The organism is Candidatus Binataceae bacterium (assembly GCA_035650475.1).
In the GTDB taxonomy this organism is placed as follows: Bacteria; Desulfobacterota; Binatia; order Binatales; family Binataceae; genus JAKAVN01.
In genome coordinates, this window is the sequence record DASRHP010000006.1 from 401976 (window position 1) to 428012 (window position 26037).

Below are 26037 nucleotides of genomic sequence, written 5' to 3' on the forward strand. Positions count from 1 at the left end.
GATGGCGGGCGAACGGCTGCGCGTCAACGAGATCTTCTTCAGCATCCAGGGCGAATCGACCTGGGCCGGGCGCCCGTGCGCTTTCCTGCGGCTGACCGGATGCAACCTGCGATGCGTCTGGTGCGACACCGAGTACGCCTTCTACGAGGGGCGGACGATGACGGTCGAGGAGGCCGCCGCGCGCCTGCTCGAGTACGGATGCGAGCTGGTCGAGATCACCGGCGGCGAGCCGCTGCTCCAGCCCGGCGTCTATCCGCTCGTCGCGCGCCTGCTCGCCTCCGGCCGCACGGTGCTGATCGAGACCTCGGGCGCGAGCGACGTGAGCCGGCTTGACCCGCGGGTGGTCAAGGTGATGGACCTCAAGTGCCCGGGTAGCGGCGAGTCGGCGCGCAACCTCTGGCGCAACCTCGAGTATCTGACGCCGCGCGACGAGGTGAAGTTCGTAATCGCCGACCGCGCCGACTACGAATGGGCGCGCGGCGTTATTGGCGAACACCGGCTGGCGGCGCGCGTCAACGCAGTGCTGATGGGCTGCGTGTTCGGACGGCTCGACCCGGCGCGGCTGGCCGGATGGATTCTGGCCGACCGGCTGCCGGTGCGGATGCAGCTCCAGATGCACAAACACATCTGGCCCCCGCAGGCGCGTGGGGTCTGAGCGGGACGGCCATGGCGGATCCAGGGCATCAGATAACGCCGGAACGGATACGCCAGATACGAATCGGCCTCGGCGCGGTCGCCGCACTGTTCGTGCTCTGGTGGGTCGTCGAATTCATCACCTATCCCGGCCGGGCCGGCGGCGCCGACGCTTTCGACTTCGTGCTCGCGCCGATCGCGGGGTTCGGGGGATGGCTGGTCTATCGCGCGTGGCGCGCGGCCTGTCCGCAATGCGGCAATCCGTTCTTCGTCAATCGCGGCCTGCCGCTGGGCTTTCACTTCTCGACCGAGTGCCCATACTGCGCCTTCGACCTCAGCGACCTCGGCGAGCCGCCCGCGCCCTGAACGATCGCGCCGAAGTGCGACTTTGATCCGACGGCGGCTTGCGGCTAGGCTTGAGCGCATGCCCCCGGGACCCTTGCTCACCGACGTTCTGCCCGATCTGGTCGAGGAGATCGCGTTTCTGCTGCGCGAGCGTGGCGCCGAACCGCTCGGCGAGCAGCTCCGCACGCTGCGCATCGAGTCGATCTGCGACTGCGGCGACGACAACTGCGCCAGCTTCGCCACCGCCGCCGAGGTCAAGGTGGCGAGCACGGTCGAGCTCCCCGCGATGGAAGGCTTTCTGATCGTCGATCTCAACGCGGCGAGCGAGATCTGCTTCATCGAGGTGCTCCATCGGCCCGACGTGAAGTACCTGCTCGAAGAGCACTACCCGGCGTCGTAGGCGCGGCGGAGTGGCTGCGATGCGGATTTTCCTGGCCGGAGCGACGGGAGCGGTGGGACGCCGGATGCTGCCGCTGCTGCGGCGCGCAGGCCACGACGTCGCCGGCACAACGCGCTCGCAAGCGAAGGCGCAAAGCCTGCGCGCCGCCGGGATCGAGCCGGTGGTCGTCGATGTCTATGACGCCGACGCACTTTGCGCGGCGGTAGCGGCGGCGCGGCCCGACGTCATCGTCCATCAGTTAACCGACCTGCCTGCTGCTCTTAAGGCTGAGTTGATGGCTGAGGGGCTGATGCGCAACGCGCGACTGCGGATAGAGGGGACGCGCAACCTTGTCGAGGCGGCGCTGCGGGCGGGTGTGCGCCGGATGGTCGCGCAGAGTATCGCGTTCGTCTATGCGCCGGGCCCCGAACCGCATGCGGAGAGCCACCCGCTCCTACGGGGCGCCGAAGGCGTGATGCACGCGACGATGGAGGGCGTGACCACTCTTGAGCGGCTGACCACCGCGACGCCGGGACTCGGCGGCCTGGTCCTGCGCTACGGGATGTTCTACGGGCCGGGCACCGGATTCGACGCCCCGCCCCGGCGGCCCGGGGTGCACGTCGATGCGGCGGCGTGGGCGGCGGTGCTCGCGCTCGAGCGCGGCGGGCCCGGGGTCTACAACGTCGCCGACGACGACGGCGCGGTTTCGATCGCCAAGGCGCGCCGCGAGTTGGGCTGGGATCCCGCTTTCAGGCTCGACAACGCCGTCGGCTGACCAGGGCGAGTGCGATCACGCTATCCTAGTCCACTTCGACGCTTGCGCGGCCGCGAATTACGACGCTGAGCTTTCCGCGCGCGACATCGTCGGGCACGCGGAAGACCACGACGTAGGTGCCGGAGCCGCCGCCGGCCAACTCGCCACCGCTGCCGTCGCCCGAAGCTCCGATCATGCGCTCCATCCTGAGCGCGTAAGTTGCGGGCAGATCGACGTCGTACCGTGTGCGATCGGCGGTCACCAGGCGCAGCGTCAGGGGATTCACCGCAATGTAGTTCGTGCCGTGGTTGACAACAGTGTGAGTGATCAAGACGAAGCGGGCGCCGCGCCCCGGCTCCATCGTTGGTAGGCTTCGGCCTTTGCCCTAAAAGAGCAAAAACCCCGCCAACCGGACACCGGCTGATGGCACAGGCACGGAGGGCTGAAAACGACGGCGCGGGGCCCGAGCGGGCCCCGCGCCTGTAGTCTTTCGGAGACAGTCCGGCCGGAACGAAGCGTCCGCTTCGGGTCCGTCCGAGGCGGTGTGGAAGCTACTTTTCCTGAATCGTATTCAGGTACTGGAGCAGCAATTGGATGCGCTGGCTCGCGATGGTCGGCGCCGGGTTGCTGCCTGCCGCGCGCGCCGCCTCACCGAAGCGCTCGCCCCAGATGGGCATGTCACGGGTGCCGTGTGCAGCAACTTCCTCGCGACCGTCGATTATGCGGGCAATGCGCGGGGCGGGGAACGTGCCGTTGTTATTCTTGGACAGCACGGTCAGATCCGCCGGCTTCTTGGTCAGCATCGTGGCGTACGGCCCGTCGCCCTTGCCGTCCTTGCCGTGGCAAACCGCGCAGTCCCTCATGTAGGTGCCTCTGCCGGCCGGATAACCCAGCCTCTGCTGGGCGGCCGCCGTGCCCGGCAGCAACGCCATTCCGGCGGAGATCATCAACCCCAGCGCAAGACAGTCGGTCAGATGCCCCAACCTGCTTCTCATTAGCTCTCCTCCCTTCGCGGTTCCTCTCCACTCTCCATCGCGTCGATACTGCTAGGCAGACGGTTAAGTTATGCCGACGAAACCACAGCCAAAATCAGCGGCAGACGACCTTTACCCTAAGTGCGTGTGGCAAACAAGCCGCTGCCTTGGGGGATTTCTCCACCTCGGCGGCGTCCAGCGACGTCGGAGGCGGGCGCGCCGGGAGCGCGTTTGGCGGGCGCGCCGGACGGATGGGGGCCTATCCGAGCGCGCTTGCGGGCTGGACGCCCGGACGAAAGGAGGCGGCGAACTCGACCACCTCGGCGGCGACGCGCTCCTTCTCGCTATCCACCGTGATCACGTGGAAGCTTTTGTCGAGATAGATCGCGCGCTTCTGCAAGCTCCCCAAATGGGCGAGGACGAATTCGACGTTTTTGTCGGCCGGGCAGACGTGGTCCTGACGGCTATGGATGATCAGCGCCGGCTGCGTCACACGGCCAAGTCGCGCGCGCACGCCGGCGGAGAGATCGAGCAACTCGAACACCGCGCTCAGCGGCATCAGCGGCGTCGAAGGATGCACGCTGCGGGCGGCATCGTCGTGGATGTCGGCGCCGGCGCAGCGCAGATAGATGCGGCTGGCGAACGGACCCAGCGCGCGCACCGCGCGCAGCGCCGCTCGTATCCACAGCGGCAAGAAAAAGGCCGGCGACAGCATCACGACCCCGGCCACGGCTTCGCGCTGATCCGCCGCCAGGCGCGCCGCCAGCACGCCGCCCATCGAGAGTCCGATAACGACGTTGGGATCGCCGAACTGGCGCAGCCGCTCGAAGCCCTCGACCACGCTCTCGTACCATTGCGCGTGTGTCGCCGCGCCGAGGTCCTGTGGCTCGGCCGCGTGACCGGCCAGCCGCACGCCGCACACCCGCACTCCGGCGGCAGCGAGCCGTTCGCCCAAAAAGCGCATCTCGTAAGGCGTGCCGCTGAGCCCATGGACGAGCAGGGCGCTCACGCCCGCGCCGGGAAAGAAAAACTCACGGGTATCGACCGTCGAGCGGGTTGGGTGAGGATCGTCGTCGGACGAATTACTCATTGACTGCGTCGGGCTTTGCACCCTCTCACTCATTTTGTTCTGCGCGAAAGCCGGGGCGAGCCGCCGCTTACATCGAGGATTCAGTGGGTTGGCCGATGAGGTCCGGATGGACCGTGATCTGGGCGCGCGCACGCAGGTTCTGGACGAAGCTGGCCCACGCCCGCATCTGGCGCTCCTTGCGCAGCCGTTCGATGAACGAATCCTTTGCCTGTTTCCATTGCGCGTCGTCGGGCTCAGCCCGTTTCTGCACCTCGAAGACGTAGGCGTTGCCGTCCAGCGCGAGCGGGTGTCCGACCAGGCCGGGAACCGTCGGCTCGAGCGCGGCCGCCTCGACCGCGTCGGAAAAGGCGCCGATCGTCGGTATCGAGCCCTCGGCGCGCGAGAAATCACCGGTCGTCCGGACCTGCAATTTGAGTTCGGCGGCGACCTTGTCGAAATCGGCAGGGGCTTTGACCTGCTTGATGAAGGCTGCAGCCTGCTCCTGCGCTTTGGCCTCAGCCATCTCGCGCACCAATGCCGCACGCACTTTGCTCTGGACGTCGGCGAGCTTGGGAATGTAGCTAGGCGCACGCGCGATGAGCTTGACCAGGAAAGACGCGTTGCGGCCGTTGATCACGCGCACGTCGTTGGGGTTCAGCTTGAATGCCTCCTGCATCACGCGCGGGTCGTCTATCTCCGGGGTGTGCTGGTCGATGGCGAGATATGGCGTGCGGATAACGTTGAGGCCGCGCTTCTCGGCCAGCTGAGCCATCCCCTTGCCGTCCAGCGCGGCGGCGAGGTCCTGGTCGATGGCTTGATGGGCCGCCTCGGCGCCTTCGCGATGGCGCAGGCCCTCGATAATCTTCGGCCGCGCCTCCTCCAGCGTGTCAACGTGGGCGAGCTTGTGGTCTTCGACCTCGATGACGTGGAAACCGAACTGGGTCTCCGCAATGGTCATCTCGCCCGGCCGCAGTCTGAAGGCGGCCTCGGCGAACGGCTTGACCATCTCGCCCTGCGAGAAGTAACCGAGCTCGCCGCCGTTGTTTTTGGAGCCCGGATCGTCCGAGTATTGTCGGGCAAGCTTGGCGAAATCGGCGCCCGCCTTGAGCTGCTTGAGGATGTCCTCAGCCTTGGCTCTGGCGGCCTGCTTCTGTTGGGGCGCGGCGTTGGCGGGCACGGCGATCAGGATATGGCGCGCGCGGACCTGTTCGGGATGGGTGAAATTCTGATCCCGGTAGCGCTTGTAGTAGTCCTCAATTTCCTTGTCCGAGGGGTTGAACTTGGCGCCCATCTGGTCGGGATCGTAGCGGATGAAGTCGAACTGAATCCGCTCGGGCTCGCGGAACTGCTCGCGATGCTGGTTGTAGTAGTCCTCAACCTGCTTCTGGGTCGGCGTCATCGAAGGAACGAAGCCGGAGTAAGGGATTTCGACGTAGGCCAGCGCCAGCTTGAGATTGAGCCGGTCGTACTCCTGGTGCGCCTCGGAGTCGCTGATTTCGACGCTCTGGCTGACCATCCGCCGCATCAGCTCTTGGAGCAACTGAAGGCGGGTGTCGGCTTCGTATTCGGCCGGGTGCAAGCCGTTTGCGCGCAGCACCTGCTGGTAGGCCTGGAAGTCGAAGCGGCCACCGACCTGGAAGGCGGCCTGCGACGCGATCGCCTGCTCCAATTGAGCGTCGCCGATCTTAAGCCCCAAACGATGGGCTTCATCGAGCACAAGTTGCTGATCGATGAGCTGGTCGAGAGCCTCCTGGCGGACGTTGAAGCGAGCCAGCACTTGCGCCGCCTCGGCGCCGTAGACCTGCTGGAGACGGCGGCGAATCTGCTCGGCCTCGTGCTCAACGTCCTTGGACAGGATCTGATGGCCATCCACGGTGGCCACCGGCTTGATGCGGGTGAAGAAGCCGGTGCCGACGCCCCAGAACGCGAAAACGGCGATGAGCGCAATCACGATCGCGCGGATCGTCCACGAATAGGCGTGCTTGCGCATCAGGTCGAGCATTACGCACCAATCATATTTCGCTATTTTCTGCCGCGCAATTCGGTCAGCGCCTTGCCTCAGCAGATGCGCGTCTGTTAACTTTCTTGGTGGTTTCGGGCACGCAAAAATCAATCTTTGCCGCGCGAAGCCCGGAGCCCCAAGGGCGGACGTGAGGGCGGTGCGGAGGCCCGGAGGCGGGGAGACGGACCGGGCGGGCAGGGGGGCGATTCGGTGGTATTCAATTCAATCTTCGGTTGGTTCTCCAACGATCTCGCCATCGACCTCGGCACGGCCAACACGCTCATCTACGTCAAGGGCGAAGGCATCGTGTGCAACGAGCCTTCAGTGGTCGCGGTGCAGAAGGACTCCCGCGGCGCGCGCCGCGTGCTCGCCATCGGCGCCGAGGCCAAGAAGATGCTGGGGCGCACGCCGGGCTCGATCGTCGCGATCCGTCCGCTCAAGGACGGCGTGATCGCCGATTTCGAGATCACCGAGAACATGCTTCGCCACTTCATCCAGAAGACCCACAACCGCAAGTTTCTCGCCCGCCCGCGCATCGTGATTTGCGTCCCCTTCGGCATTACCGCGGTCGAGAAGCGCGCGGTGCGCGAGTCGGCCGAGGCGGCCGGAGCCCACGAAGTCTATCTGATCGAAGAACCGATGGCGGCGGCGATCGGCGCCGGGCTGCCGATCACCGAGCCTTCCGGCAACATGATCGTCGATATCGGTGGCGGCACCACCGAGGTCGCGGTGATCTCGCTCGCCGGCGTGGTGTTCTCGCGCTCGGTGCGGGTGGCCGGCGACAAGATGGACGAGGCGATCATCCATCACATCAAGCGCAAGTACAACCTGCTCATCGGCGAGCGCACCGCCGAGCTGATTAAGATCACCATCGGCTCGGCCTACCCGGGCAACGAGATCCAGACCATGGAGATCAAGGGGCGCGACCTGGTGGCGGGTGTGCCCAAGATCATCGAGATTACCGACGAGGAGATCCGCGAGGCGCTGATGGAGCCGGTCCATCAGGTGGTCGAGTCGGTCCGCATCGCGCTCGAGCGCACGCCGCCCGAGCTCGCCTCCGACATCGTGGACAAGGGAATCGTGCTGGCCGGCGGCGGCGCCCTGCTGCGCAACCTCGACGTCCTGCTGCGCGAGGAAACCGGGTTGCCGGTCACGCTGGCCGACGACCCGCTGACCGCGGTCGTCATGGGCGCGGGCAAGGCGCTCGACGAAATCTCGCTGCTGCGCGACGTGACGGTGGACTGACGCGAGCGGACGATGGCGTCCTGACGCATCGCCGAAGCGCAATGCGGTGAAAAACTACTTCCTGTGGCGCAACCGCGTTCCGCTGCTGGGCGCGGCCCTGCTGCTGCTCTCGATACACCTTCTGTGGAGCGGAGTGCGTCCCGACCAGCGCGCGGCCCGGCCGCGCGGGCTGGTGATGGCAGCGCTGGCGCCGGTGCAGACGGCGATCTCGCGCATGGCCGGCGGCGCGGACGGCATCTTCCATGACTACTTCGACCTCGTCGGCGTACGCCAAGAGAACCTGCGGTTGCGCGCCGCGCTCGCCCGCGAACAGGCGCAGCAGGCGCGGCTGGCCGAGCTGGAGGCCGAAAACCGCCACCTCAGCGACCTGCTCGAACTCAAGCAGGCGCTCGCGCTCAAGGCGGCGGCGGCCAACGTGATCGGCGCTGACGCCTCGGGTCTGGCGCGCAGCCTGGTGCTCGAAGGCGGCGCGGACCAGGGCTTCTCTCCCGGGATGGCGGTGCTGTCGACCGCAGGCGTGGTCGGCAAGATCATCGCGGTCGGGCCGAGCTCCTCGCGCGTGCTGCTGATAGACGACCATAACTCGGCGCTCGACGCCTTCGATCAGCGCAGCCGCGTGCGCGGCATCATCGCCGGCGTGGTCGAGGACGGGCTGGTGATGAAGTACGTCGACCGCTCGGAGGATGTTAAAGCTGGGGATACAATTGTCACGTCGGGCCTGGACGGGATCTTTCCCCGCGGGCTGCTGGTCGGCGAGGTTACCGCGGTGCGACGCGAAGGGCCGGGCTTGTTCCTGACCGTCGAGGTCGCGCCGGCGGCCGATTTTCACAACCTCGAGCAGGTGCTGGTGGTGACCCAGCGGATTCCCGAACCGCCGCCGGTGATGCCCAGGGGTTGAGAGGTTCGTGCGCTTGGTCGCGCTGTTCGCCGCTCTGACCTTCGTTGCCTTGGCGCTTCAAACCACCGCCGCGCGCTGGCTGCCGCTGAGTGCGCTGGTCCCCGACTTCGTGCTGATCCTCGCCGTGGACCTCGGCCTGCGCCATCGCCGGGCGCTTGCGCTGGTGATGGCGTTCGCGATGGGCTATGCGATGGACGCGTTTTCGGGCGCCCAGCTCGGAGTCAACACCTTTGTGGTAACCTTTGTCTTCCTGATGGCCTACGAGGTGGGCGCGCATACGACAGCCGTCGGAGCGCGGGCCGGCGCGGTGCTGGTCTTCCTCGCGGTGCTGGTTCAGAACCTGGGCGGCTATCTGATCGATAGTCAGTTTCGGGCGCCGGCCCAGCTTGGGATGCTGCTGCCCGGGGCGCTGCTCCAGGCGGCGCTGACCGCGCTTGTGGCGCCACCCGTTTTTGCCTTGATCGCGCGGCTACGCGTGGCGATCGGGCTCAGCCAGCCCCGGCGGCGCGCGCGCGGCTACGCCGCACGAGGGATGTAAGCGTGGCGCGCTGGCACTACTACCGCAGCAAGGCGCAGCGCGCGGTTCCCCGTTTAGAGCCGCGGCTGGCCGCGCTCTCGGTGGTGGTGGCGGCGGTGCTGGCGGTGATGACAGTACGGCTGTACTACCTGCAAATCATCCGCCACAAGGAATACGTCCAGCTCGCCGACCGCAACCGAATCCGCATCCACCGCTTGCCCGCGCTGCGCGGTTTGGTCTTCGACACCCGCCACCGCCCACTGGTTGACACGCGGCCGTCGTTCGAGGCGGTGATGGTTCCCGAGGACGTACGCGACGTCAAGCAGACCGTCGCGCGGCTGGAGAATTACCTCGGCCAGGACAATGTCGCGGAAAAACTCAGCGAGGCCGAGGACGACGGGCGTCCGCCCTTCGATCCGGTCACGGTCGAAGAGCATCTTGATTGGCGCCAGGTCGTCGCGCTCGAAACCCATCAGCTCCAGCTGCCGGGCGTCAGCCTCGAAGTCCTGCCGCAGCGCCATTATATCTACGGCTCGGTCGCGGCCCATATGCTGGGCTACGTGGGCGAGGTCACGCTGAGCGACCTCAATCATATGCCGAACTATCGGATGGGGGACGAAATCGGCAAGTTCGGCCTCGAACGGGTCTTCGAGGGCAGGCTGCGCGGCCAGGCGGGCGGACAGGAGATCGAGGTCGATTCGGTCGGCCGCCGCCTGCGGCTGCTGCGCGAGATTCCGGAAACGCCCGGCGACAGCGTCGTACTCAGCATCGATCTCGACGTGCAGGAGGCGGCCGAGAAGGCGATGGGCGGCCAGTCGGGCGCGCTGGTCGCGGTCGACCCCAATACCGGCTACGTCATCGCGATGGTTTCGCATCCGAGCTTCGACCCCAACGTCTTCTCCAACGGGATAACGCCGGTGCAGTGGCGCGCGCTGACCACCGACGCCAACCATCCGCTGGAGAACCGCGCGATCCAGGGCATCTATCCCCCGGGCTCGACCTTCAAGCTGGTCGATGCGATCGCGGCGATGGAAGAGCACACGCTGACGCCGGAGACCACCTACTACTGTCCGGGCGGGCTATGGTACGGCAACCGCGAGTACCATTGCTGGCGCAAGCAGGGCCACGGCACGCTTTCGGTCCATCGCGCGATCGTCGCCTCGTGCGACGTGTTCTTCTACCAGGTCGGCATCCGCCTCGGCATCGACCGCCTCGCCCGGTGGGCGCATGCGCTCGGGCTGGGTGAAAAGACCGGGATCGACCTCGACCATGAGCGCGCCGGCATCATCCCCTCCTCGCTGTGGAAGGAGCAGCGGTTCCATCAGCGATGGTACCCGGCGGAGACGCTGTCGGTTGCGATCGGGCAGGGCTACGTCGCGGTGACGCCGTTGCAGATGGCGATGCTGGCGGCCGAGATCGCCAACGGCGGCGTGCGCTACAAACCGCAGTACGTCAAGGAGATCGAGGCGCTTGACGGTTCGGCGGTCAAACGCTTTGCGCCGGTGGTCGCACGACGCCTGGCGATCGATCCCGAGGTGCTCGACATAGTGCGCGACGCGATGTGCGACGTGGTCAACGGCCCCGGCGGCACCGGCCACGCCGCCCACCTCGACGGCATCGAAGTCTGCGGCAAGACCGGCACCGCGCAGGTGGTCAAGGAGGCGGGCAACGCCCGCATTCCCGAGGACAAGCAGCCGCTCAAGTATCGCGACCACGCATGGTTCATCGCCTACGCGCCCGCCAACCATCCGCAGATCGCGATCGCCTGCGTGATCGAGCATGGCGGCCATGGCGGCAGCTCGGCGGCTCCGGTCGTGCACGACGTGCTCCAGAAGTTCTTCCAGCTCTATCCGCCCGGCGGCGGCCGTCCGGCGGCGCCGGCGCCGGCCGCACCGCCGGCTCCGCAGGGGCCGCCCCCGGGTTCGATCGCGGCGCGGTAGGATCATTCGCAATGGCGTTGGATCGGCGGCTGGTCTATCACTTCGACTGGACCCTGTTTACGATGGCGCTCGGGCTGGCCGCGCTCGGCCTGCTTAGCGTGCTGAGCGCGACCTGGGGCGCGCCGCGCCAACACGGGCTGGACCCGCTGGTGGTGCGCCAGCTCATCTGGATCGGGGTAGGGACGGCGCTGATGACGGCGGCGGCGGTCTTCGACTACCGCGCGCTCGCTACCTACGCCTACCCGCTTTATGCGGGAACGATCGTGCTGCTGGGCGCGGTGATGGCGGCGGGGCACGCGAGCGGCGGCTCGCGGCGCTGGCTCAACCTGGGCTTCTTCAAGCTCGAACCCTCGGAGCTGGCCAAGCTCGCGCTGGTACTGGTGATCGTGCGCTATCTGCGCGAGGAGCCGCCGCGCGGTGGCTTCAGCTTCCGCCAGATGATTATCCCGGCGCTTCTGCTCGGTGTGCCCACCGCGCTGGTGCTCAAGCAGCCCGACCTCGGCACCGCGATCATCCTGGTGCTGGCCAGCGGGACGCTGATCTTCGTTGGCGGACTCAACGGGCGGGTGCTGATTGCGGCGATGCTGGCGGCGGCGCTGGCGGCGCCCGCCGGATGGCATTTCCTCAAGCCCTACCAGAAGCAGCGCCTGGTGAGCTTCCTCAACCCGCAATCGGATCCGCTGGGTGCCGGCTATCACATAATCCAGTCCGAAATCGCGATCGGCGCCGGGGGCGCGTGGGGTAAGGGCTTCCTCAAGGGCACCCAGGCGCGGCTGAATTTCCTGCCCGAGCAGACCACCGACTTCATCTTTGCCGTCTTCGCAGAGGAGTTCGGCTTTGCGGGTTCGATCCTGCTGATGGCGTTATATGCGGGGGTGGTTGCGCGCGGGCTGTGGATCGCGCGCCACGCGCGCGACCGCTTCGGCGTGCTGCTGGCGGTTGGCCTGACGGCGGTCGTTTTTTGGCAGGTCGTGATCAATATCGGGATGGCGAGCGGAATGCTGCCGGTGGTGGGTATCCCGTTGCCGATGGTCAGTTACGGCGGCTCGTCGCTGATCGCGATGATGGCCGCGATGGGGGTGCTGATCAGCATCAACACCCGCCGCTATCTGTTCTGAGGCGCCGGTAGCTGGCGGGCCGCGGCGGCGCTATATAGGTCTGTTCAAGGGGTGCGCGCGACGCGCCCGGTCTTTTGAGGGTGCATCCAACGATGGCGAGCAAGGGCAGCAAATCGCAACCGCCCGCGACATTATCCGCTCCGATTGACCGCGAGATTTACGAGGTTCACCGCCGCTTCATCGAGGTGATGGAAGGCGAGCGGCTCGGCGCCATCAGCGCCGAGACCAAGCAGCACTACCTGCGCATCATGCGCTCGCTGGCCGAGAAGCTGGCGATCCCGACCAAGCCGCTTTCCGAGATCGTCGGCGAGATCATGTCCGAGGCGGCGCCGCTGCTGTTCCAGGCGATGCAGCGCTGAGGGGCAGACGCCGCAGCTTCACGCCGCCGCGGCACGCGCGACGCTGTTGGCACAGCCCGCGCGCAGCCGCCGCGATCGGCCCGGAATCTACGCGCCGCCTACGCGCCGAGGTCGTAGGCGCTTTCGTCGTGCTCGCTGAGGTCGAGCCCCATCACTTCGGCCTCGTCGCTCACCCGCAGTCCGACCAGCGCTTCGGTTAGCTTGAGCAGGATCAGGCTGCCGACGAAAGCGAACGAGATGCTGGCGGCGACCGCTACCAACTGCACCAGCAACTGACCCGGGTTGCCGAAGAACAGGCCGTTGGCGCCCGCCGAATTGACCGCGCTGCTGGCGAACAGCCCGGTCGCGAGCGCACCCCAGGTGCCGCCGACGCCGTGCACGCCGACCACGTCCAGCGCGTCGTCGTAACCCAACCGCGGCTTCATCCGCACCGCAAGGTAGCAGACCACGCCGGCCACGGCGCCGATGATGATCGACGACATCGGACCGACGTAACCCGACGCCGGGGTGATCGCGACCAGCCCGGCGACCACGCCGCTCGCCACGCCGAGCGTCGTCGGCTTGCCGACGATGAGCCACTCTGCCACTACCCATCCGAGCGCTGCGGCGGCGGCGCCCAGATGCGTCGCGATGAAGGCCGACACCGCGAGGCCGTTGGCGGCGACCGCGCTGCCGGCGTTGAAGCCGAACCATCCGACCCACAGCAGTCCGGCGCCGGTCAGGGTCAAGGTCAGGTTATGCGGCGGCATCGGCTCGCGCAGATAGCCGCGCCGCCTTCCGATCACCAGCACCGCGGCCAGCGCCGAGGTGCCCGAGGAGATATGTACGACGGTGCCGCCGGCAAAGTCCAGTGCGCCCAGCTTGTGCAGCCATCCATCCACGCCCCATACCCAATGCGCCAGCGGGTCGTAGATTAGCGTCATCCAGAGCAGGCTGAAGACCAGAAAGCCCTTGAAGGAGATGCGTTCGGCGAAGGCGCCGGTGATCAGCGCCGGCGTGATCACCGCGAACATGCATTGAAAGACCATGTAGGCCTGATGCGGGATGGTGGCCGCGTAGTCGGGATAAGGCTGGCTGGCGCTCACCGCGCGCAGTCCGATCCAGTGCAGGCTGCCAATCAGCGCGCTGCCGGGCGAAAACGCCAGACTGTAGCCGAAAAGCACCCATTGGACCGAAACCAGCGCCGCCAGGATGAAGCTTTGCATCAGGACCGCGAGCACGTTCTTGCGCCGCACCATCCCGCCGTAGAACAGCGCCAGCCCCGGCGCGGTCATCAACAGCACCAGGGCCGCCGAGGTCAGCACCCAGGCGGTGTCGCCGGTGTTGATCGCCGGCGCCTCCGCAGCGTGGGCGGGGACGGCGAGCAGCAGGGCTGTTGATGCGGCTCCTGCCAGACAAGCAATCTGCCTCGTGCGCGGCATCGCGAATTCCTCCTACTCCCAGATGTCTTGTCGGCGCGCAAAAAAAGCGTGCGGGCCGGGCGCGGCGCGGCATCCCCTGTGCCTGCGATTTGGGCAAATGCGGCAGATTCGGGGACGGCTGTTGGGCAAACTTTGTGACAGAACGGCGTGCTTGGGACAAGACGCACAGTGCGGCAGCGAGATGCGCGGACGCCGCAGCGCACGCCGAGAGGGATGCGCCGGTCCGCACTCAGCCTTTGGGCAGTTGCAGAATGCGCTCGCCAATCATGTTCTTCTGCACCGCCGAGGTCCCGCCCGCGATCGTCATGCTCTCGCTGTACAGGATGCGCCGCAGCCAGTCGCCCTCGGGCGCGAACGGCGAGCGCCGCTCGAGCATCGCGAATCCCCCAAGCAGCCGCGCCGAAAACTTGATCATGCGCTGATTGAGCTCGGTCGAGACCAGCTTGCCAATCGAGCTCTCGGGCCCCGGCAGCTGGCCCTTGAGCCGGCGAGTCAGCGCGCGCAGGCCGTTGTATTTCTTGGCTGCAACCTCGATCGCGAACTGCGCGAGGGCCTGGCGGATCTCGTCATCCTCGGCCGCTGGCCGCCCGTCGATCAGCGCTCCGCGCGCGATCTCGACCAGCTGCGCGAGCGTCTGCTCGCTGCCGCCGAGCGTCTCGCTGATCCCGAAGCGCTCGTGCATCAGGGTGGAGACCAGCACTTGCCATCCTTGGTTGAGCGGGCCGAGCAGGTTCTCCTTGGGTACCCGCACGTCCTCGAAGAAGATTTCGTTGAACTCGGAGTCGCCGGAGATCTGTTTGAGCGGGCGCACGTTGACTCCGGGCGATTTCATATCCACCAGCAAACAGCTCAATCCCTTGTGCTTGGGCACCTCGGGGTCGGTGCGCACGAAGAGCTGGCAGAAGTGCGAGCGATGGGCGATCGTCGTCCACACCTTCTGGCCGTTGACGATGAAGTAATCGCCGTCGAGGGTGGCGCGAGTCTGGAGCGCGGCGAGGTCGGAGCCGGCGGACGGTTCCGACATCCCCTCGCACCAGATTTCCTCGGCGCTGAGGATCTTCTGGAGGTAGCGCTGTTTCTGCGCCTCGGTGCCCCATTGCATCAGAGCCGGCCCGGTCATGATTACGCCGAGCACGTTGCATCCCATCGGCAGGTTGAGCCGCGCGAGCTCCTGCTGGAAGATGACCTGCTCGACGAAAGTTGCCGCACGCCCGCCGTACTCTTTGGGCCAGGTCAATCCTGCCCAGCCGCCGTCGTAGAGCTTTCGGTGCCAGGCCCGGAGGCGCTCCCACAGGAAGTCCTCGTCGGCGCGTTCCTTTTCCTCTGCGCTCAGCGGCGGTGGTTGATTGGCCTCCAGCCATCGCCGGACCTCCATCCGGTAGGCTTCCTGCTCGGGCGTGTAGGTGAAATCCATCGTGCTCGGATGCTCCCTGTCGGCGTCGATGACGATCGTACGGGATGCTAGCCGACCCGCCGCCCCGACGGTAGGGGCGACTCGGGCGAAGCTGCGCCGCGTGCGGGTCCAACAGCCTCGGTCCCCTGATCTGGCGCGTGCGGAGTTCGTTTTTTCTCAAGCCGCACTGATGACCGCGCCGGCTGGCGCCGGCGTCGATGCGAGCATGAACGGCAGCGGCCCCGTCAACTCGATGTCGCCTTTGGCGATGACAGTTTCGAGCGCACGAGCCTCCGCGGCCGGTACGGAGCGCGACTCGCGCAGCACTTCGAGCACGTCGGCGAGGTTGCGCTGGGCCTCGCCGCGCGTACGGCCCTGCGAATGAACATCGAGATAAACCACTTGCCCTTCTTGCGGATCCGGGCCGGGAGCTCGAATTCCATCGCGATCCGCATGTGCGATCCTTTTCCCGTGCGGTATCCTGCTATGCAAGCCGATCATGGTCGAGCAATCACAACAGGCGGGCCACTATGAGACCAAGCAGCTCGCCTCCAGGATTCCGCTGCTCTCCTGGAGCCATCGCGCGCGTTTTGCGCTCGCGCGCCGGCTCGTCGCCCCGTACGCGGGCCGCCGCCTGCTCGACTATGGATGCGGTGATGGAGCTTTCCTGTCCGCGGTGCGCGACCTGTTTCCCGACGCCGTCGGTACCGGAACCGACGCAAACGAGCTCGCGGACTGCCGCAAGCGCTACGCCGCAACCGGACTGCGCTTCGTGCTTACCGCCGAGCTGGCCCCGGTCGAGCATGCGGGCGCCTACGATGTCGTCACCTGCATGGAGGTGCTTGAGCATTGCGTTGGCGGCGTGGTGGACGCGGTGCTGGCCGAGCTGGCGCGGCTGGTGTCGCCCTCGGGCCTGGTTGTTATCAGCGTGCCGATCGAGATCGGCCCGTCGCTGATCGCCAAGCAGATCATTCGCAAGATCGCGGGCCTGCGGATCTATGATTACAAACTGAACGAGCGCTACAGCGTGGGCGAGCTGTGGCGGATGCTGACCGCGCGCGAGACGACCGCGATCGAGCGGCCCGTTTACCTGTCTGCGGGCGGAGGATTCCACGGGCACAAGGGTTTCAACTGGCGCGCGATGCGGCGGCGGATTCGCCAGACGCTCGCGGTGCAGCGGACGATGTTCTCGCCGCTGGGGTTTCCCGGTGGTTTTGCCAGCAGCCAGGCGTGGTTTTTGTGCAGGCGTCTACCACAGGCATGAATGCGGCGAGCGCCTTTTCCTACGCCTGCAACCGATGCGGCCTGTGCTGCCGCGACAAGGTCATCACGCTCGCTCCCTACGACCTTATTCGGCTCGCGCGCGCTGCCGGAATTACGACCGCTCAGGCGCGGGCGCGCTACACCGCGCGGCGCGGCTCGCTGCTGCGCTTCGCTCCGGGCGGAGGCTGCTCGGCGCTCGAAGGTGCACGCTGCACGGTCCATCGCGGACGCCCGCTCGCCTGTCGTCTCTATCCTCTGGGCTTGGAGCGCAAGCCCTTGCGCGACGGCAGCGGGCTGGCCGAGCACTTCGTGCGACTCGAACCGGCGGCGGGCTCGCGCGGCGTCTATGGCGAGGCCGGCACGACAGCGGAGTTTCTCGCCGAGCAGGAAGTTGCGCCCTACCTCGACGCCGGCGCGCGCTACCATGCGCTGGCCGCCGACCTTGGCCGCCGGGTCGATGAGCTGGTCGATTTCGAGAAGGTCGAGCCGCGCGAGTTCTGGCGGTGCGCAGTGCGCGAGGCGCTCGCCGAGTCGAACTACGACCCCAATCCGCTCATCGACGCGCTATTCGATCCGGACGGCCTCGGATGTGCCCGCGCCGACCCGGCGCAGACGGTCGAAGCGCATCTGGCGTCGCTGCGCATTATGGCGGACGCACAGCGCGACGGTGCGTGCGTTGCCGCGGCGGCGATGATGCTGTCGGCGAGTCTCGGCTACGTCGGCGGCGGCACCGGCGGTGGCGGCGGCGGCGCCTGCTTGACCCGGGCGTCGATCTGAATGGCGGCGCCGCGGGCGAAGCCGAGCAGGATTTCGCGATCGGTCTCGATGCCGCCGCCCTCGACGTTCTGCGCGTCGTCGAAGCTGCCGCGCGGGTGGCCGTTCTTCATGTCGGTGAAGCTGACGTTGAGTGTGATCTGGGTCGCGCCGCGGCCGCCCGAGGACGCGTCGGGCTGGTAAACCTTGAGCGCGCACTTTATCAGCAGCGGCTGGGCCTCCGCCGGCGCGCTGGCGACGATATTGTAGCCGCGGCTCTTAAGCTCGGCGGCGATTCCCTGGCCGATAACCAGCGCCGCCTCGGCACCGGCTGGATTGCCGCTGTCGTTGACGACCGGCGGCAGCTCGAACGTCGTGTACGCCGCCATCGGGATGTCCGGCGGTTCGGGCGGTGGCTTGGGCTGGGTGGCGCACGCCCAAAACATAAGCGGCATCAACACCGCCAGTGCGAGCCGCGCTGCGATACGCGGCGCGCTGCGGGCCGCCTCCGCTCCCGCATGGTTGGTCATTCGATGTCCCGGCGGCCGGGCCGCTGCGGCCGTTGTTCCCGTTCCCACTCTCCTTCGCCCCCCTTTCCGCCCTTTCCGGGTTCGCTCGCGCCCGGTTCCGGTCGCACTTCCATCCCGCTTTCCCCGCCCTGCTCCTCTTCTTCTTCGGGCCCTTCTTCCGGTACCCGGGCGCGGGCGTTTGGATGCGCGCCTGTGCGCGCCGCCGGTGCCGCCGCGGTCGGCGAGGGCACGGGCGCCGCGGGTGTCGGCGTCGGTGGATGGTCGGCGCCGAGGTCGTGGAGAATCTGCCGGGCATGCACCGCCGGATCGACGGCGGCATACACCTTCAGGATGCGCCCGTCCTCGCCGATGACGTAGGTCACGCGGCGATCGAGCCCGAGAATCGGGATGCCGTTGTCGGCGCCGTAGGCGCGGGCGATTTTGTGATCCGGATCGAGCAGCAGCGGAAAGGGCAGTCCGTATTTGCGGATGAACGCCTTGTGCGACTCGGCGCTGTCGGTGCTGCATCCGAGGACCGAGATTCCCGCCGCCTGAAAGCGCGCGTAGCCGTCGCGGAATGCACACGCCTCCCGGGTGCAGCCGGGCGTGTCATCCTTGGGATAGAAGTACAGAATCAGCTTGCGGCCGCGAAAATCGCCGAGGCTGACCGGTGCGGCCTGGTCGCCGCTTATGACCTGGCTCTGGAAGGCGGGTGCGGGCGCCCCCACCGGCAGCATCGCGGCGCGCGCGACGCGCGGGCGTAACGCGATCGCGCCCAGCCCGCCGAGCGCAAGGACCATCGCGATTATCACCAGCCGCATCAGCGCCGCCCCCGTGGCGTCACCCGCCCGGCACCTCTACTCGGGACTGGTCCGCCCGCTCGCAGCGCGTGCGCCCGTCCGTCCGTTAGACGTAGTGCAGCCAGTCGCGATAGCGCGCGTCGCGGCCGTGCAAGGCGGCGCGGAAGATTTCCTGCACCTTGAGGGTTATCGGCCCGGGCGTACCGGAGCCGATCACGCGGTCGTCGAGCTCGCGCACCGGGGTGACCTCGGCCGCGGTGCCGGTCATGAACGCCTCGTCGGCGATATAGACGGCATCGCGCGGGAAGGGCTGTTCGAGCACAGTGATTCCCATGTCACGCAGGATTTTCATCACGGCGTCGCGCGTGATCCCCGGCAGAATCGACATCAGCGGCGGCGTGCGGACCACCCCGTCGCGCACGACGAAAAAGTTCTCGCCGCTGCCTTCGGCGACGTAGCCGTTGACATCGAGCAGCAGCGCCTCGTCGTAGCCGTTGCGGCGCGCCTCGTAGCCGGCGAGGATCGAATTGGCGTAGTGGCCCGAGGCCTTGGCGTGCGGCATCAGGGAGTTGTGATGGAAGCGCACGAAGGAGGAGGTCTTAAGCCGTACTCCGCGCTTGGCGCCCTCCTCGCCCAGATAGGCGCCCCACGGCCAGCCGGCAATCGCCACCCGCACCTTGTTGCCGCGCGCGGCAAGGCCCATCTCGCCCTCGCCGTAAAATGCGAGCGGGCGCAGGTAGCATTCCTCCAGCCGATTGACCCGCACGACGTCGCAGCAGGCCTTGACGATCTCCTCGTGGCTGAACGGGATCTGCATCTCGACGATATGAGCGGAATCGAACAGGCGGCGGATATGCTCGCGGGCGCGGAAGATCGCCGAGCGGCCGTTGTCGGACTTGTAGCAGCGCATCCCCTCGAAGACGGCGAGGCCGTAATGGAGGCTGTGGCTGAGGACGTGCACGTTGGCCTCGTCGTAGGGGACCATCGCGCCGTCGATCCAGATTTTGTCTGTGCGTAAGCCGTTGGACGCCACAACCGACCTCTTGAAATGGAATCTGCGCTCGCTGCCATCTCCGGCCCGCCGCGGCGATTCGCGGGCGTCCCGGGGCAATTAAACCTAATCGAAAGCGGGTGATCCGAACAAGCGGCGCCGGTCGGGACGGCCGCCCTTATAGGCGTATTGCGGCCGCCAATTCGCCAGAGCCCCGGCTGCTCGGATCAGTTGTCGGTCTCGCCAGGGCGGCCGAGGGATTCGTCCACGCCGGCGGTTGTGTCGGTGTCACCGTATCCGCCGGGGCCGTGCCGGTCGCCGTGATGAGTTCGAGCGGTTCCGCCGTGCGCATGACCGCCTTGGGCGGCGTCGTCCTCGGTGGCCTGTCGCGCGGCCTGCGCCGCCGCGGCGCGAGGGTGCCGCCGGTGACGCCCGCGGCCACCGCGACGGCCGCGTCGTCCGCGCCGGCGACGTCTCGGCTCGCCGGCGCCCGGCTCGCGGTGCGCCTCGCCGCGGCGCGGCTCGCCGCCGCGCTCGGCGAGAAAGGCGTCGGGCGCGCGGAGGAAATCCGCGAGCGTTGCGGGGTCGACACCGTAGGTCGGGGCGACGATTTCATACACCCAACGCGCCTCGGCGAAGTAGGGACGTTGGAGCAGCCGCCGCGTGCGCCTACCGGGAGCCATCAGATGGGGTAGCGCTTCAAGGACGAGCCGCATCCGCTCGGCGTCCGCACGAGGGAAGCCACGCAGCCTGAGTTCGCTGACAAGGTCGGGCCGCTGGCCGCCCGGCATCGCGCCCAGGTACAAATCCGCAAACAGGCAGGCCAGCACGAGCGCGTGGGTTGGTTCGGCGCCGGCGCTTATCCGCCGGCCCATCGCGGCCAGGTTTCGCGCGGTCGCGCTGCCGGACGGCGGCGTCGCGCCGGCGCGCAGAAAGGCCGCCAGCGGTGGCAGCAGAATTTCGAGCAGCCCCAGCTCGCACATCAGCTCGAGGGCGCGGGCCGCGGCCGCGATGCCGAAGGCGCGATAAATCTCCTCGACCAGCCGCGGCACCGAGGCCTTGAGCAGATCGGCGCGATGGCGCTCGATGGCGGCACGGGTCGCGGGTTCGATCTCGAAGCCGAGCTTGGCGGCGAAGCGCACCGCGCGCAGCATCCGCACCGGGTCCTCGCGCATCCGCAGCTCGGGATCTCCGATCGTGCGGATCAATCGGGCCTCGAGGTCGGCGACCCCGCCGACGTAATCGATCACGCGGAAGCTCTGCGGGTCGTAGAACAGCGCGTTGACCGTGAAGTCGCGGCGAAAGGCGTCCTCTTCCGCGGTGCCGAAGGTGTTGTCGTGCCGGATCAGCGGCTCGTCGGACTCGGCGACATCCTCGGCGCGGCGGCGGAAGGTGGCGACCTCGATGTTGTGGGGGCCGAAGAAGACGTGGACCAGGCGAAAGCGCCGCCCAATAAGGCGCGAGTTGCGGAACAGCTCGCGCACCTCGTGCGGATGCGCCGAGGTGGCCACGTCGAAGTCCTTGGGCTTGCGCTCCAGCATCAGATCGCGCACCCCGCCGCCCACCAGGTAGGCGGTGTGCCCCGCCTTGATCAGGCGGTAGAGCACCTTGAGCACGCGGGGGTCGATGTCGCGGCGGGAGACCGGATGCTCGGGGCGCTCCAAGATACGCGGCTGGACGGGCGCCGCTGGGTAGGGCTGGCCGGGTTCAGTGATCACAAGCGTCATTGAAAATCTAGCACGGCCGCGGCGGCGCTTCATTCCCCCCCGCCGAGCCCGCGGCGCCCGCATGCTCGCGCGGCCTGCCGTGATACCATACGATTGCGGGCGCGATGAGCAAGGCAATCGTCCGGCGCGTCATCCAGATCATCAGCCACGGGCCGTCATGCCTCGACGGCGTGGTCGCTGCCGCCGCGGTCGCGCGCTTTTACGAAGGCCAGCGCGTGGCGGTCCGGCTGGTAGCCAATAACGACGCCGACCGCGTGCTCCAGGAACTCGAACTCCGAGCCGGCGGCGAGGAGGACGAGATCTGGATCACCGATCTTTCGTGGAACGAACCGACGACCGGCGAGCATCTGACTGAGCTGGCGCAAAAGGGCGCGCGCATCTACTGGATCGACCACCATCGCACCGCCGTCAGCCGTGCCGACGCCCCCGAGTTCAAGGTCCCTTTTGCCGGGCGGGTGCTCTCCGAGCAATACTCGGCCGCGCGGCTGACCTTTAACTACCTGCGCCGGCGGATGGCCTCGCTGCCGGCCGCCCGCGCGCGCTCTTTCGAGGGGTTTGCGCCCTTCGCCGCGATCGCCGACGACCACGACCGCTGGCTCCATCGCATCCCCGAATCCGAGAACTGGGCGCTCGCCGTGCAGACGCTGGGCGGCCCCGAGTCGTACCGCGAGATTGTCCGCCTGCGCGAGCCCCGGCTCACGCGCAAGCTGCGCACGGCGCTCGAGGCCGGGCGCCAGGCTATGGCGCGCTCGCTGGAGCTGGCGCGAGCGACCATCGTCGATCGGCGGCTCCGCAACGGGATCACCGTGCGATGCGCCTGCTGCTTCGGCTACAGCAGCGAGGTTGCCGCGGCGCTCTACGAGGGCCAAAGCCGCGCGGTGATTGCGCTCTTCGATCTGCGCAGCCAAGGCGTCAGCCTGCGCCGCAGCGCCGACTGCGAGATTGACCTTTCGGCGCTCGCGCGCGGCTTCGGCGGCGGCGGCCATCCAGCCGCCGCCGGCTTCGCCATTTCGGATCTCAAGCGCGCGCCGGCCGAGCGGCTGGCCGAGCTGCTCGGCGACCGTCTCGCCGCTGCCGCTCCGTAGCGCGAAATCCTACAGAATCGGCTGCGCTTACACCCGCCGGGCGGCGTTGCCTCGGTTTCGATGCGCATACTACATTCGCAGCGTGGAGGCAGCGCTCGAACGGATGCTCAATCTGCTGCTCGAATCGGAGCGCGCCGGCGTCGCCGTGCTGGCGCGGCTGGCCGGCGAAGTCGAGCAGGAAGAGCTGCGCACGCTGCTGCTCGACGCGCGCGAGCAGGAGCTGCGCAACGCGGCGACGCTGGAGCGGCTGATTCGCCAGGAGGGCGGCACGCCGTCGGCCGCCGTCGGGCCCTTCGTCGCCAAGGTGGCGGCGCTCGGCTCGCTGCGCGAGCGGCTCAACCTGCTGATGCGCGGCCAAGAATGGGTCGCGCGCAAGATCGAGGAGACGCTCGCGCTCGCGCCGGAGAGCGGCCCGGTGCGTGAGGCGCTTGCGGCGATGGCCAACCGGCATCGCCACGAGGTCGAATGGGGCCGCGCCGAGCTTATCCGACTCATCGACGCGATAAAGTAGTAGGCGAACTTAGGCGGGGAAACGATCGATGGACCTGGCGTTCAGCCCTGAGGAAGAGCGCTTTCGCCAGCGCGTGCGGAGTTTTCTGCGCGATAACCTTCCGCCCAACTGGGGCACCGCCGAACAGAAGCTGCCCGAGGGGATGAGCCAGGTCGAATTCCTGCGCGACTGGCAGCGCCGGCTGTACCTCAACGGCCTGCTTGGGATGTCGTGGCCGAAGGAGTACGGCGGCCAGGGCGCCAGCCGCACCGAGATGGCGATCTTCAACGAGGAGATGGCGCGTCATCGCGCGCCCGGCCCGCTCAACGCGCTGGGGCTCTCGATGGCCGGCCCGACCATCATCACCCACGGCACCGAGGAGCAGAAGCAGCGCTTTTTGCGCAAAATACTGACCTGCGAGGAAGTCTGGTGCCAGGGCTTCTCCGAGCCCAACGCCGGCTCTGACGTAGCCTCCCTGCGCACGCGCGCCGAACTGCGCGGCGACGAGTTCGTCGTCAACGGCCAGAAGGTATGGACCTCGCTCGCGCATATCGCCGACTGGTGCATGCTCCTGGTGCGCACTGACCCGCAGGCGCCCAAGCACCGCGGGCTGAGCTATTTGCTGGTCGACATGCACTCGCCCGGCGTGACCGTCAAGCCGCTGCGTCAGATCACCGGCGAGTCCGAGTTCAACGAGGTCTTCTTCGAGGACGTGCGGGTGCCGCGGGCCAATCTGCTCGGCGGCCTCAACGAGGGATGGCGGGTGGCGATGACCACGCTGACCAACGAACGCGGCACCGCGGCGTTCGCGCTCGCAGCCCGCTTCCGCATCGTTTTCGACGAAATCGCCGAGCTGGCCCATCAGACCATACGCAACGGCGCGCCCGTGACCGGCGATCCGCTGGTGCGCCAGCAGCTCGCCCAGTTCTACGTCGAGCTCGAGATGATGAAGTACACCTCGTACCGGGTGTTCTCGAAGATTCTCAAGGGCGGCGACCCGGGCCCCGAGGGCTCGATCTCCAAGCTGAGCTGGTCGGAGCTGAACCAGCGGATGACGGAATTCGCGATGGCGCTCGAGGGGCCGGCAAGCCAGCTCGTCAAGGGCTCGCCGTACGCGCTGCAGTCGGGCCGCTGGCAGCATCATTTCCTGCGCGCGCGCGCCAACACCATCGAGGCGGGGACCTCCGAGATCCAGCGCAACATCATTGCCGAGCGTGTGCTGCGGATGCCCAGAGGGCGCTGATGGGGCGCGGGTCCGCCGCTCGCCCTAGCGGCGGCGATGCTCTTGCGGCAGGCCGTAACCGGCGCGATAATTCGACTTCCCGGTGGACGCATAGCTCAGCCCGGTTAGAGCGCTTGCCTCACATGCAAGAGGTCCCTGGTTCGAGTCCAGGTGCGTCCACCAACTAAATCGCCATCCCGTCTGAACCGCGCCGGCGGCGCCGGACTTCCGGCTGCGCCGACGTTTTTTTGACATGAGCTGAATTCGTTGGCCGGGCGCTCCGGCGTCAATTTTTTGGCGCGGCGTTGAACATGAACGTGCCAGGCCGCAGGCGTGGCGTGTGCGTCGACCGCCGCGCGCGGGATCTCGGGGTGTGATTTCCCGTCTGCAGAACATTACAGACGCGGGCAATCACTAGCGAGGACCGGCGGTCATAACATCCATAACGTCCACAAAACAAAATCCATCGGAAATACGTTATCAGAGCAAAATATTTTTCTTGATCGAGTGTGGAGTTCGATTTACTTCGTGGATCAGATGTTGCAGAGACACGCTACCCTTGAGGAGCAACAATCGGCCTGCAGCGGGGGCCGGTCAGCGACTGACGATTGAGTCATCTGCCGCCGGCGCGCCGTTGCGCTGAGTTGGAAATCGGGTTTCTCAAGTAGCTAATTAGGGCGCGATACCGTCGCCCACGACTATGATTTTCGCGTCACCCGAAGGTGGTCAGACGCGACATGAGCGCGTTGGCCAGCATCGGTTGCGCGGCTGGCCACATGATTTGGGGTTTCCTCCACAACTCGCCCGCACGGGATGAGATCGGCGGTAGCCTGTTCGTTCTATAAAAGGCGCGGGTTTCCAATGATTAGTTTTCTGACCGCGGTGAGACGATCGGCAATTTTGTCGGTCGCGGGCGCAGCCTGCGCGTGCGTGCTTGGATGCGCCGCCAATCAGAGCGGATACGCGCCGGCGCAGGCACGAGCGGCGAGCGCGGCCGAACTGTCCGCGCCGGTTTCCGGCGCGCCGGCGAGGAGCGATAGGCGGCGGCTGGAGGAGCTGTGGCAGCGGCGCACACACGACAAATTCGGCAGTGATTTCACCCTAGGGCCGGGCGACGTTCTGGAAATCTCGGTCCCGCTCGAGCAGCTCCAGCATCGCGAAGTCCGAGTCTCGCCGCAGGACACGATCCAGTTGCCGCTGGCGGGGGCGATGTCGGTCAAAGGAATGGACGAGGGGGCGCTGACCGAGGCCCTGCGCCAGCGGCTCGGCAGGTACATGTACGACCCGCCGGTCTCGCTCTTCGTCAAGCATTACGGCAGCCGCGAGGTCGCAGTGGTCGGTGCGGTCAAGCAGCCCGGTCTCTACACGCTGACCAGTGGGGCCGACACGCTGATGGACATGATCGACCGCGCCGGCGGGATGACCACCGAGGCGGCAGCCAAGATAGTCTTTGTGCCCGCGGACACCGCCGGCAAAGCCCTCCAACGGGCGAGCCTGGTCGATGCGGCGCGGGTGTCGGACGGCGAGGCGCCAACGGCGGATTCCGGCTCGCCCGGTTCCGCTGACGACGCCGAAACGCACGGTGGTCCGCCAGCGGAGCAGCGACGCCGCGCCGGCGGCGCGGACGGCAGGGTCGGAGCGGTCGCGCCCGCGGACGCTGCTTCGCCGCGCGGCTCACACGACGCGGCGGCAAGCCTGCTCGGCGCGGCCGTCGCCAAGCTGCGTCCGGTCACGATCAACATGGCCCGCGCCGGGATGCAGCAGTACTTAAGCATGCCGGCACGGCCGGGCGACGTGCTGATCATTCCGGCGGCCGGCGAAGTCACCGTCGGTGGATGGGTCCAGAACCCCGGCGCCTACCGGATCACGCCCGGGATGACGGCGCTGAGCGCGGTCTCGGCCGCGGGGGGCGCCCTGTTCAGTACCCGCGGCGAGATCCTGCGCACGGCGCCCGACGGCCAGCGGCTGAGCATCCCCTTCAGCATCACCGACGTTCAGTCGGGCGAGCAGGCCGACGCGCCGGTGCAGTCGGGCGACGTGGTGATGGTGGATCGCACGCTGGCCGGCGCGGTTCCGTACGCGATGTACGAGATCTTCACCAAGTTCGGCACCGGGATGTATCTGCCGGTGCCATGAGAGGCGCGCTGGCG

Annotated in this window: 27 protein-coding genes and 1 tRNA gene; 17 read left to right on the forward strand and 11 right to left on the reverse strand. The window is 67.4% G+C overall.

Going from position 1 to position 26037, the window contains the following annotated elements; translation table 11 throughout:
- The first annotated feature begins 1 nt into the window (after nucleotide 1).
- From VFB33_04430 to VFB33_04445, 4 genes are read left to right on the forward strand one after another with little or no spacing between them, the layout of a single operon-like run.
- Nucleotides 2–655: a radical SAM protein gene (locus tag VFB33_04430; protein ID HZO80920.1), complete on the forward strand. Its 654-nt coding sequence runs from the start codon at nucleotides 2–4 to the stop codon at nucleotides 653–655.
- An 11-nt stretch (nucleotides 656–666) separates the two neighbouring features.
- The gene (locus VFB33_04435; protein HZO80921.1) at nucleotides 667–999 is read left to right on the forward strand and encodes a hypothetical protein; all 333 of its coding nucleotides are present in this window, start codon (nucleotides 667–669) and stop codon (nucleotides 997–999) included.
- 58 nt (nucleotides 1000–1057) lie between these two features.
- Entirely contained in the window at nucleotides 1058–1378 is a 321-nt protein-coding gene (locus VFB33_04440) for a hypothetical protein (protein ID HZO80922.1), read from the forward strand.
- Nucleotides 1379–1397: 19 nt separating this feature from the next.
- The gene (locus tag VFB33_04445; protein HZO80923.1) at nucleotides 1398–2132 is read left to right on the forward strand and encodes an NAD(P)-dependent oxidoreductase; all 735 of its coding nucleotides are present in this window, start codon (nucleotides 1398–1400) and stop codon (nucleotides 2130–2132) included.
- Between the two features lie 25 nt (nucleotides 2133–2157).
- Here VFB33_04445 and VFB33_04450 read toward each other — a convergent pair whose 3' ends face one another.
- From VFB33_04450 to VFB33_04465, 4 genes are all read right to left on the reverse strand, one after another.
- Complete coding sequence (locus VFB33_04450; protein HZO80924.1) at nucleotides 2158–2472, reverse strand: DUF4352 domain-containing protein; 315 nt, start codon at nucleotides 2470–2472, stop codon at nucleotides 2158–2160.
- Between the two features lie 190 nt (nucleotides 2473–2662).
- Nucleotides 2663–3094, reverse strand: a complete 432-nt coding sequence (locus tag VFB33_04455; GenBank protein HZO80925.1) for a c-type cytochrome — start codon at nucleotides 3092–3094, stop codon at nucleotides 2663–2665.
- A gap of 250 nt (nucleotides 3095–3344) precedes the next feature.
- Nucleotides 3345–4175, reverse strand: coding sequence for an alpha/beta fold hydrolase (locus VFB33_04460; protein ID HZO80926.1), 831 nt, complete (start codon nucleotides 4173–4175; stop codon nucleotides 3345–3347).
- 67 nt (nucleotides 4176–4242) lie between these two features.
- Nucleotides 4243–6156 carry a SurA N-terminal domain-containing protein gene (locus tag VFB33_04465; GenBank protein ID HZO80927.1) on the reverse strand — a complete coding sequence of 638 codons (1914 nt, stop codon included), beginning with the start codon at nucleotides 6154–6156 and terminating at the stop codon, nucleotides 4243–4245.
- Between the two features lie 210 nt (nucleotides 6157–6366).
- Between VFB33_04465 and VFB33_04470 the strand changes: the two genes are divergently transcribed.
- The 6 genes from VFB33_04470 (at nucleotide 6367) to VFB33_04495 (ending at nucleotide 12233) form a co-directional block, all read left to right on the forward strand.
- Complete coding sequence (locus VFB33_04470; protein ID HZO80928.1) at nucleotides 6367–7401, forward strand: rod shape-determining protein; 1035 nt, start codon at nucleotides 6367–6369, stop codon at nucleotides 7399–7401.
- A 46-nt stretch (nucleotides 7402–7447) separates the two neighbouring features.
- The gene (mreC, locus tag VFB33_04475; protein HZO80929.1) at nucleotides 7448–8299 is read left to right on the forward strand and encodes a rod shape-determining protein MreC; all 852 of its coding nucleotides are present in this window, start codon (nucleotides 7448–7450) and stop codon (nucleotides 8297–8299) included.
- A gap of 13 nt (nucleotides 8300–8312) precedes the next feature.
- Nucleotides 8313–8837, forward strand: a complete 525-nt coding sequence (gene mreD, locus VFB33_04480; protein ID HZO80930.1) for a rod shape-determining protein MreD — start codon at nucleotides 8313–8315, stop codon at nucleotides 8835–8837.
- Nucleotides 8838–8839: 2 nt separating this feature from the next.
- Nucleotides 8840–10756 carry a penicillin-binding protein 2 gene (gene mrdA / locus VFB33_04485; protein ID HZO80931.1) on the forward strand — a complete coding sequence of 639 codons (1917 nt, stop codon included), beginning with the start codon at nucleotides 8840–8842 and terminating at the stop codon, nucleotides 10754–10756.
- 11 nt (nucleotides 10757–10767) lie between these two features.
- Nucleotides 10768–11874, forward strand: coding sequence for a rod shape-determining protein RodA (rodA, locus tag VFB33_04490; GenBank protein HZO80932.1), 1107 nt, complete (start codon nucleotides 10768–10770; stop codon nucleotides 11872–11874).
- A 92-nt stretch (nucleotides 11875–11966) separates the two neighbouring features.
- Nucleotides 11967–12233, forward strand: coding sequence for a hypothetical protein (locus VFB33_04495; GenBank protein HZO80933.1), 267 nt, complete (start codon nucleotides 11967–11969; stop codon nucleotides 12231–12233).
- 98 nt (nucleotides 12234–12331) lie between these two features.
- Here VFB33_04495 and VFB33_04500 read toward each other — a convergent pair whose 3' ends face one another.
- The 3 genes from VFB33_04500 to VFB33_04510 form a co-directional block, all read right to left on the reverse strand.
- On the reverse strand, nucleotides 12332–13654 hold the full coding sequence (locus tag VFB33_04500; GenBank protein HZO80934.1) for an ammonium transporter: 1323 nt from the start codon (nucleotides 13652–13654) through the stop codon (nucleotides 12332–12334).
- Nucleotides 13655–13883: 229 nt separating this feature from the next.
- Nucleotides 13884–15068 carry an acyl-CoA dehydrogenase family protein gene (locus tag VFB33_04505; GenBank protein HZO80935.1) on the reverse strand — a complete coding sequence of 395 codons (1185 nt, stop codon included), beginning with the start codon at nucleotides 15066–15068 and terminating at the stop codon, nucleotides 13884–13886.
- Between the two features lie 156 nt (nucleotides 15069–15224).
- On the reverse strand, nucleotides 15225–15548 hold the full coding sequence (locus VFB33_04510; GenBank protein ID HZO80936.1) for a hypothetical protein: 324 nt from the start codon (nucleotides 15546–15548) through the stop codon (nucleotides 15225–15227).
- On the opposite strand from VFB33_04510, the gene VFB33_04515 reads away from it, so the two are divergent.
- The gene (locus VFB33_04515; protein HZO80937.1) at nucleotides 15547–16311 is read left to right on the forward strand and encodes a class I SAM-dependent methyltransferase; all 765 of its coding nucleotides are present in this window, start codon (nucleotides 15547–15549) and stop codon (nucleotides 16309–16311) included. The two genes, VFB33_04510 and VFB33_04515, sit on opposite strands and share 2 nt — an antisense overlap.
- Nucleotides 16308–17087, forward strand: a complete 780-nt coding sequence (locus VFB33_04520) for a YkgJ family cysteine cluster protein (GenBank protein ID HZO80938.1) — start codon at nucleotides 16308–16310, stop codon at nucleotides 17085–17087. The genes VFB33_04515 and VFB33_04520 overlap by 4 nt, the downstream gene beginning before the upstream one ends.
- Here the strand turns inward: VFB33_04520 and VFB33_04525 are convergent.
- The 4 genes from VFB33_04525 to pcnB form a co-directional block, all read right to left on the reverse strand.
- Nucleotides 17024–17593 (reverse strand): hypothetical protein, encoded by a 570-nt coding sequence (locus VFB33_04525; GenBank protein ID HZO80939.1) that lies wholly within the window; start codon nucleotides 17591–17593, stop codon nucleotides 17024–17026. The two genes, VFB33_04520 and VFB33_04525, sit on opposite strands and share 64 nt — an antisense overlap.
- A complete protein-coding gene (locus VFB33_04530) occupies nucleotides 17590–18393 on the reverse strand; it encodes a peroxiredoxin (protein ID HZO80940.1) in 804 nt (267 codons plus the stop codon). The genes VFB33_04525 and VFB33_04530 overlap by 4 nt, the downstream gene beginning before the upstream one ends.
- 85 nt (nucleotides 18394–18478) lie before the next feature.
- Entirely contained in the window at nucleotides 18479–19405 is a 927-nt protein-coding gene (locus VFB33_04535) for a branched-chain amino acid transaminase (protein HZO80941.1), read from the reverse strand.
- Between the two features lie 185 nt (nucleotides 19406–19590).
- Complete coding sequence (gene pcnB, locus VFB33_04540; GenBank protein ID HZO80942.1) at nucleotides 19591–21090, reverse strand: polynucleotide adenylyltransferase PcnB; 1500 nt, start codon at nucleotides 21088–21090, stop codon at nucleotides 19591–19593.
- 104 nt (nucleotides 21091–21194) lie between these two features.
- On the opposite strand from pcnB, the gene VFB33_04545 reads away from it, so the two are divergent.
- From VFB33_04545 to VFB33_04565, 5 genes are all read left to right on the forward strand, one after another.
- Nucleotides 21195–22175 carry a hypothetical protein gene (locus VFB33_04545; GenBank protein HZO80943.1) on the forward strand — a complete coding sequence of 327 codons (981 nt, stop codon included), beginning with the start codon at nucleotides 21195–21197 and terminating at the stop codon, nucleotides 22173–22175.
- A gap of 103 nt (nucleotides 22176–22278) precedes the next feature.
- The gene (locus VFB33_04550) at nucleotides 22279–22686 is read left to right on the forward strand and encodes a DUF6306 domain-containing protein (GenBank protein ID HZO80944.1); all 408 of its coding nucleotides are present in this window, start codon (nucleotides 22279–22281) and stop codon (nucleotides 22684–22686) included.
- Nucleotides 22687–22714: 28 nt separating this feature from the next.
- Nucleotides 22715–23908 carry an acyl-CoA dehydrogenase gene (locus VFB33_04555; GenBank protein HZO80945.1) on the forward strand — a complete coding sequence of 398 codons (1194 nt, stop codon included), beginning with the start codon at nucleotides 22715–22717 and terminating at the stop codon, nucleotides 23906–23908.
- A gap of 84 nt (nucleotides 23909–23992) precedes the next feature.
- Nucleotides 23993–24070: transfer RNA gene (locus VFB33_04560), tRNA-Val, on the forward strand.
- Nucleotides 24071–24787: 717 nt separating this feature from the next.
- Complete coding sequence (locus VFB33_04565; protein HZO80946.1) at nucleotides 24788–26023, forward strand: polysaccharide biosynthesis/export family protein; 1236 nt, start codon at nucleotides 24788–24790, stop codon at nucleotides 26021–26023.
- Nucleotides 26024–26037: the final 14 nt, after the last annotated feature.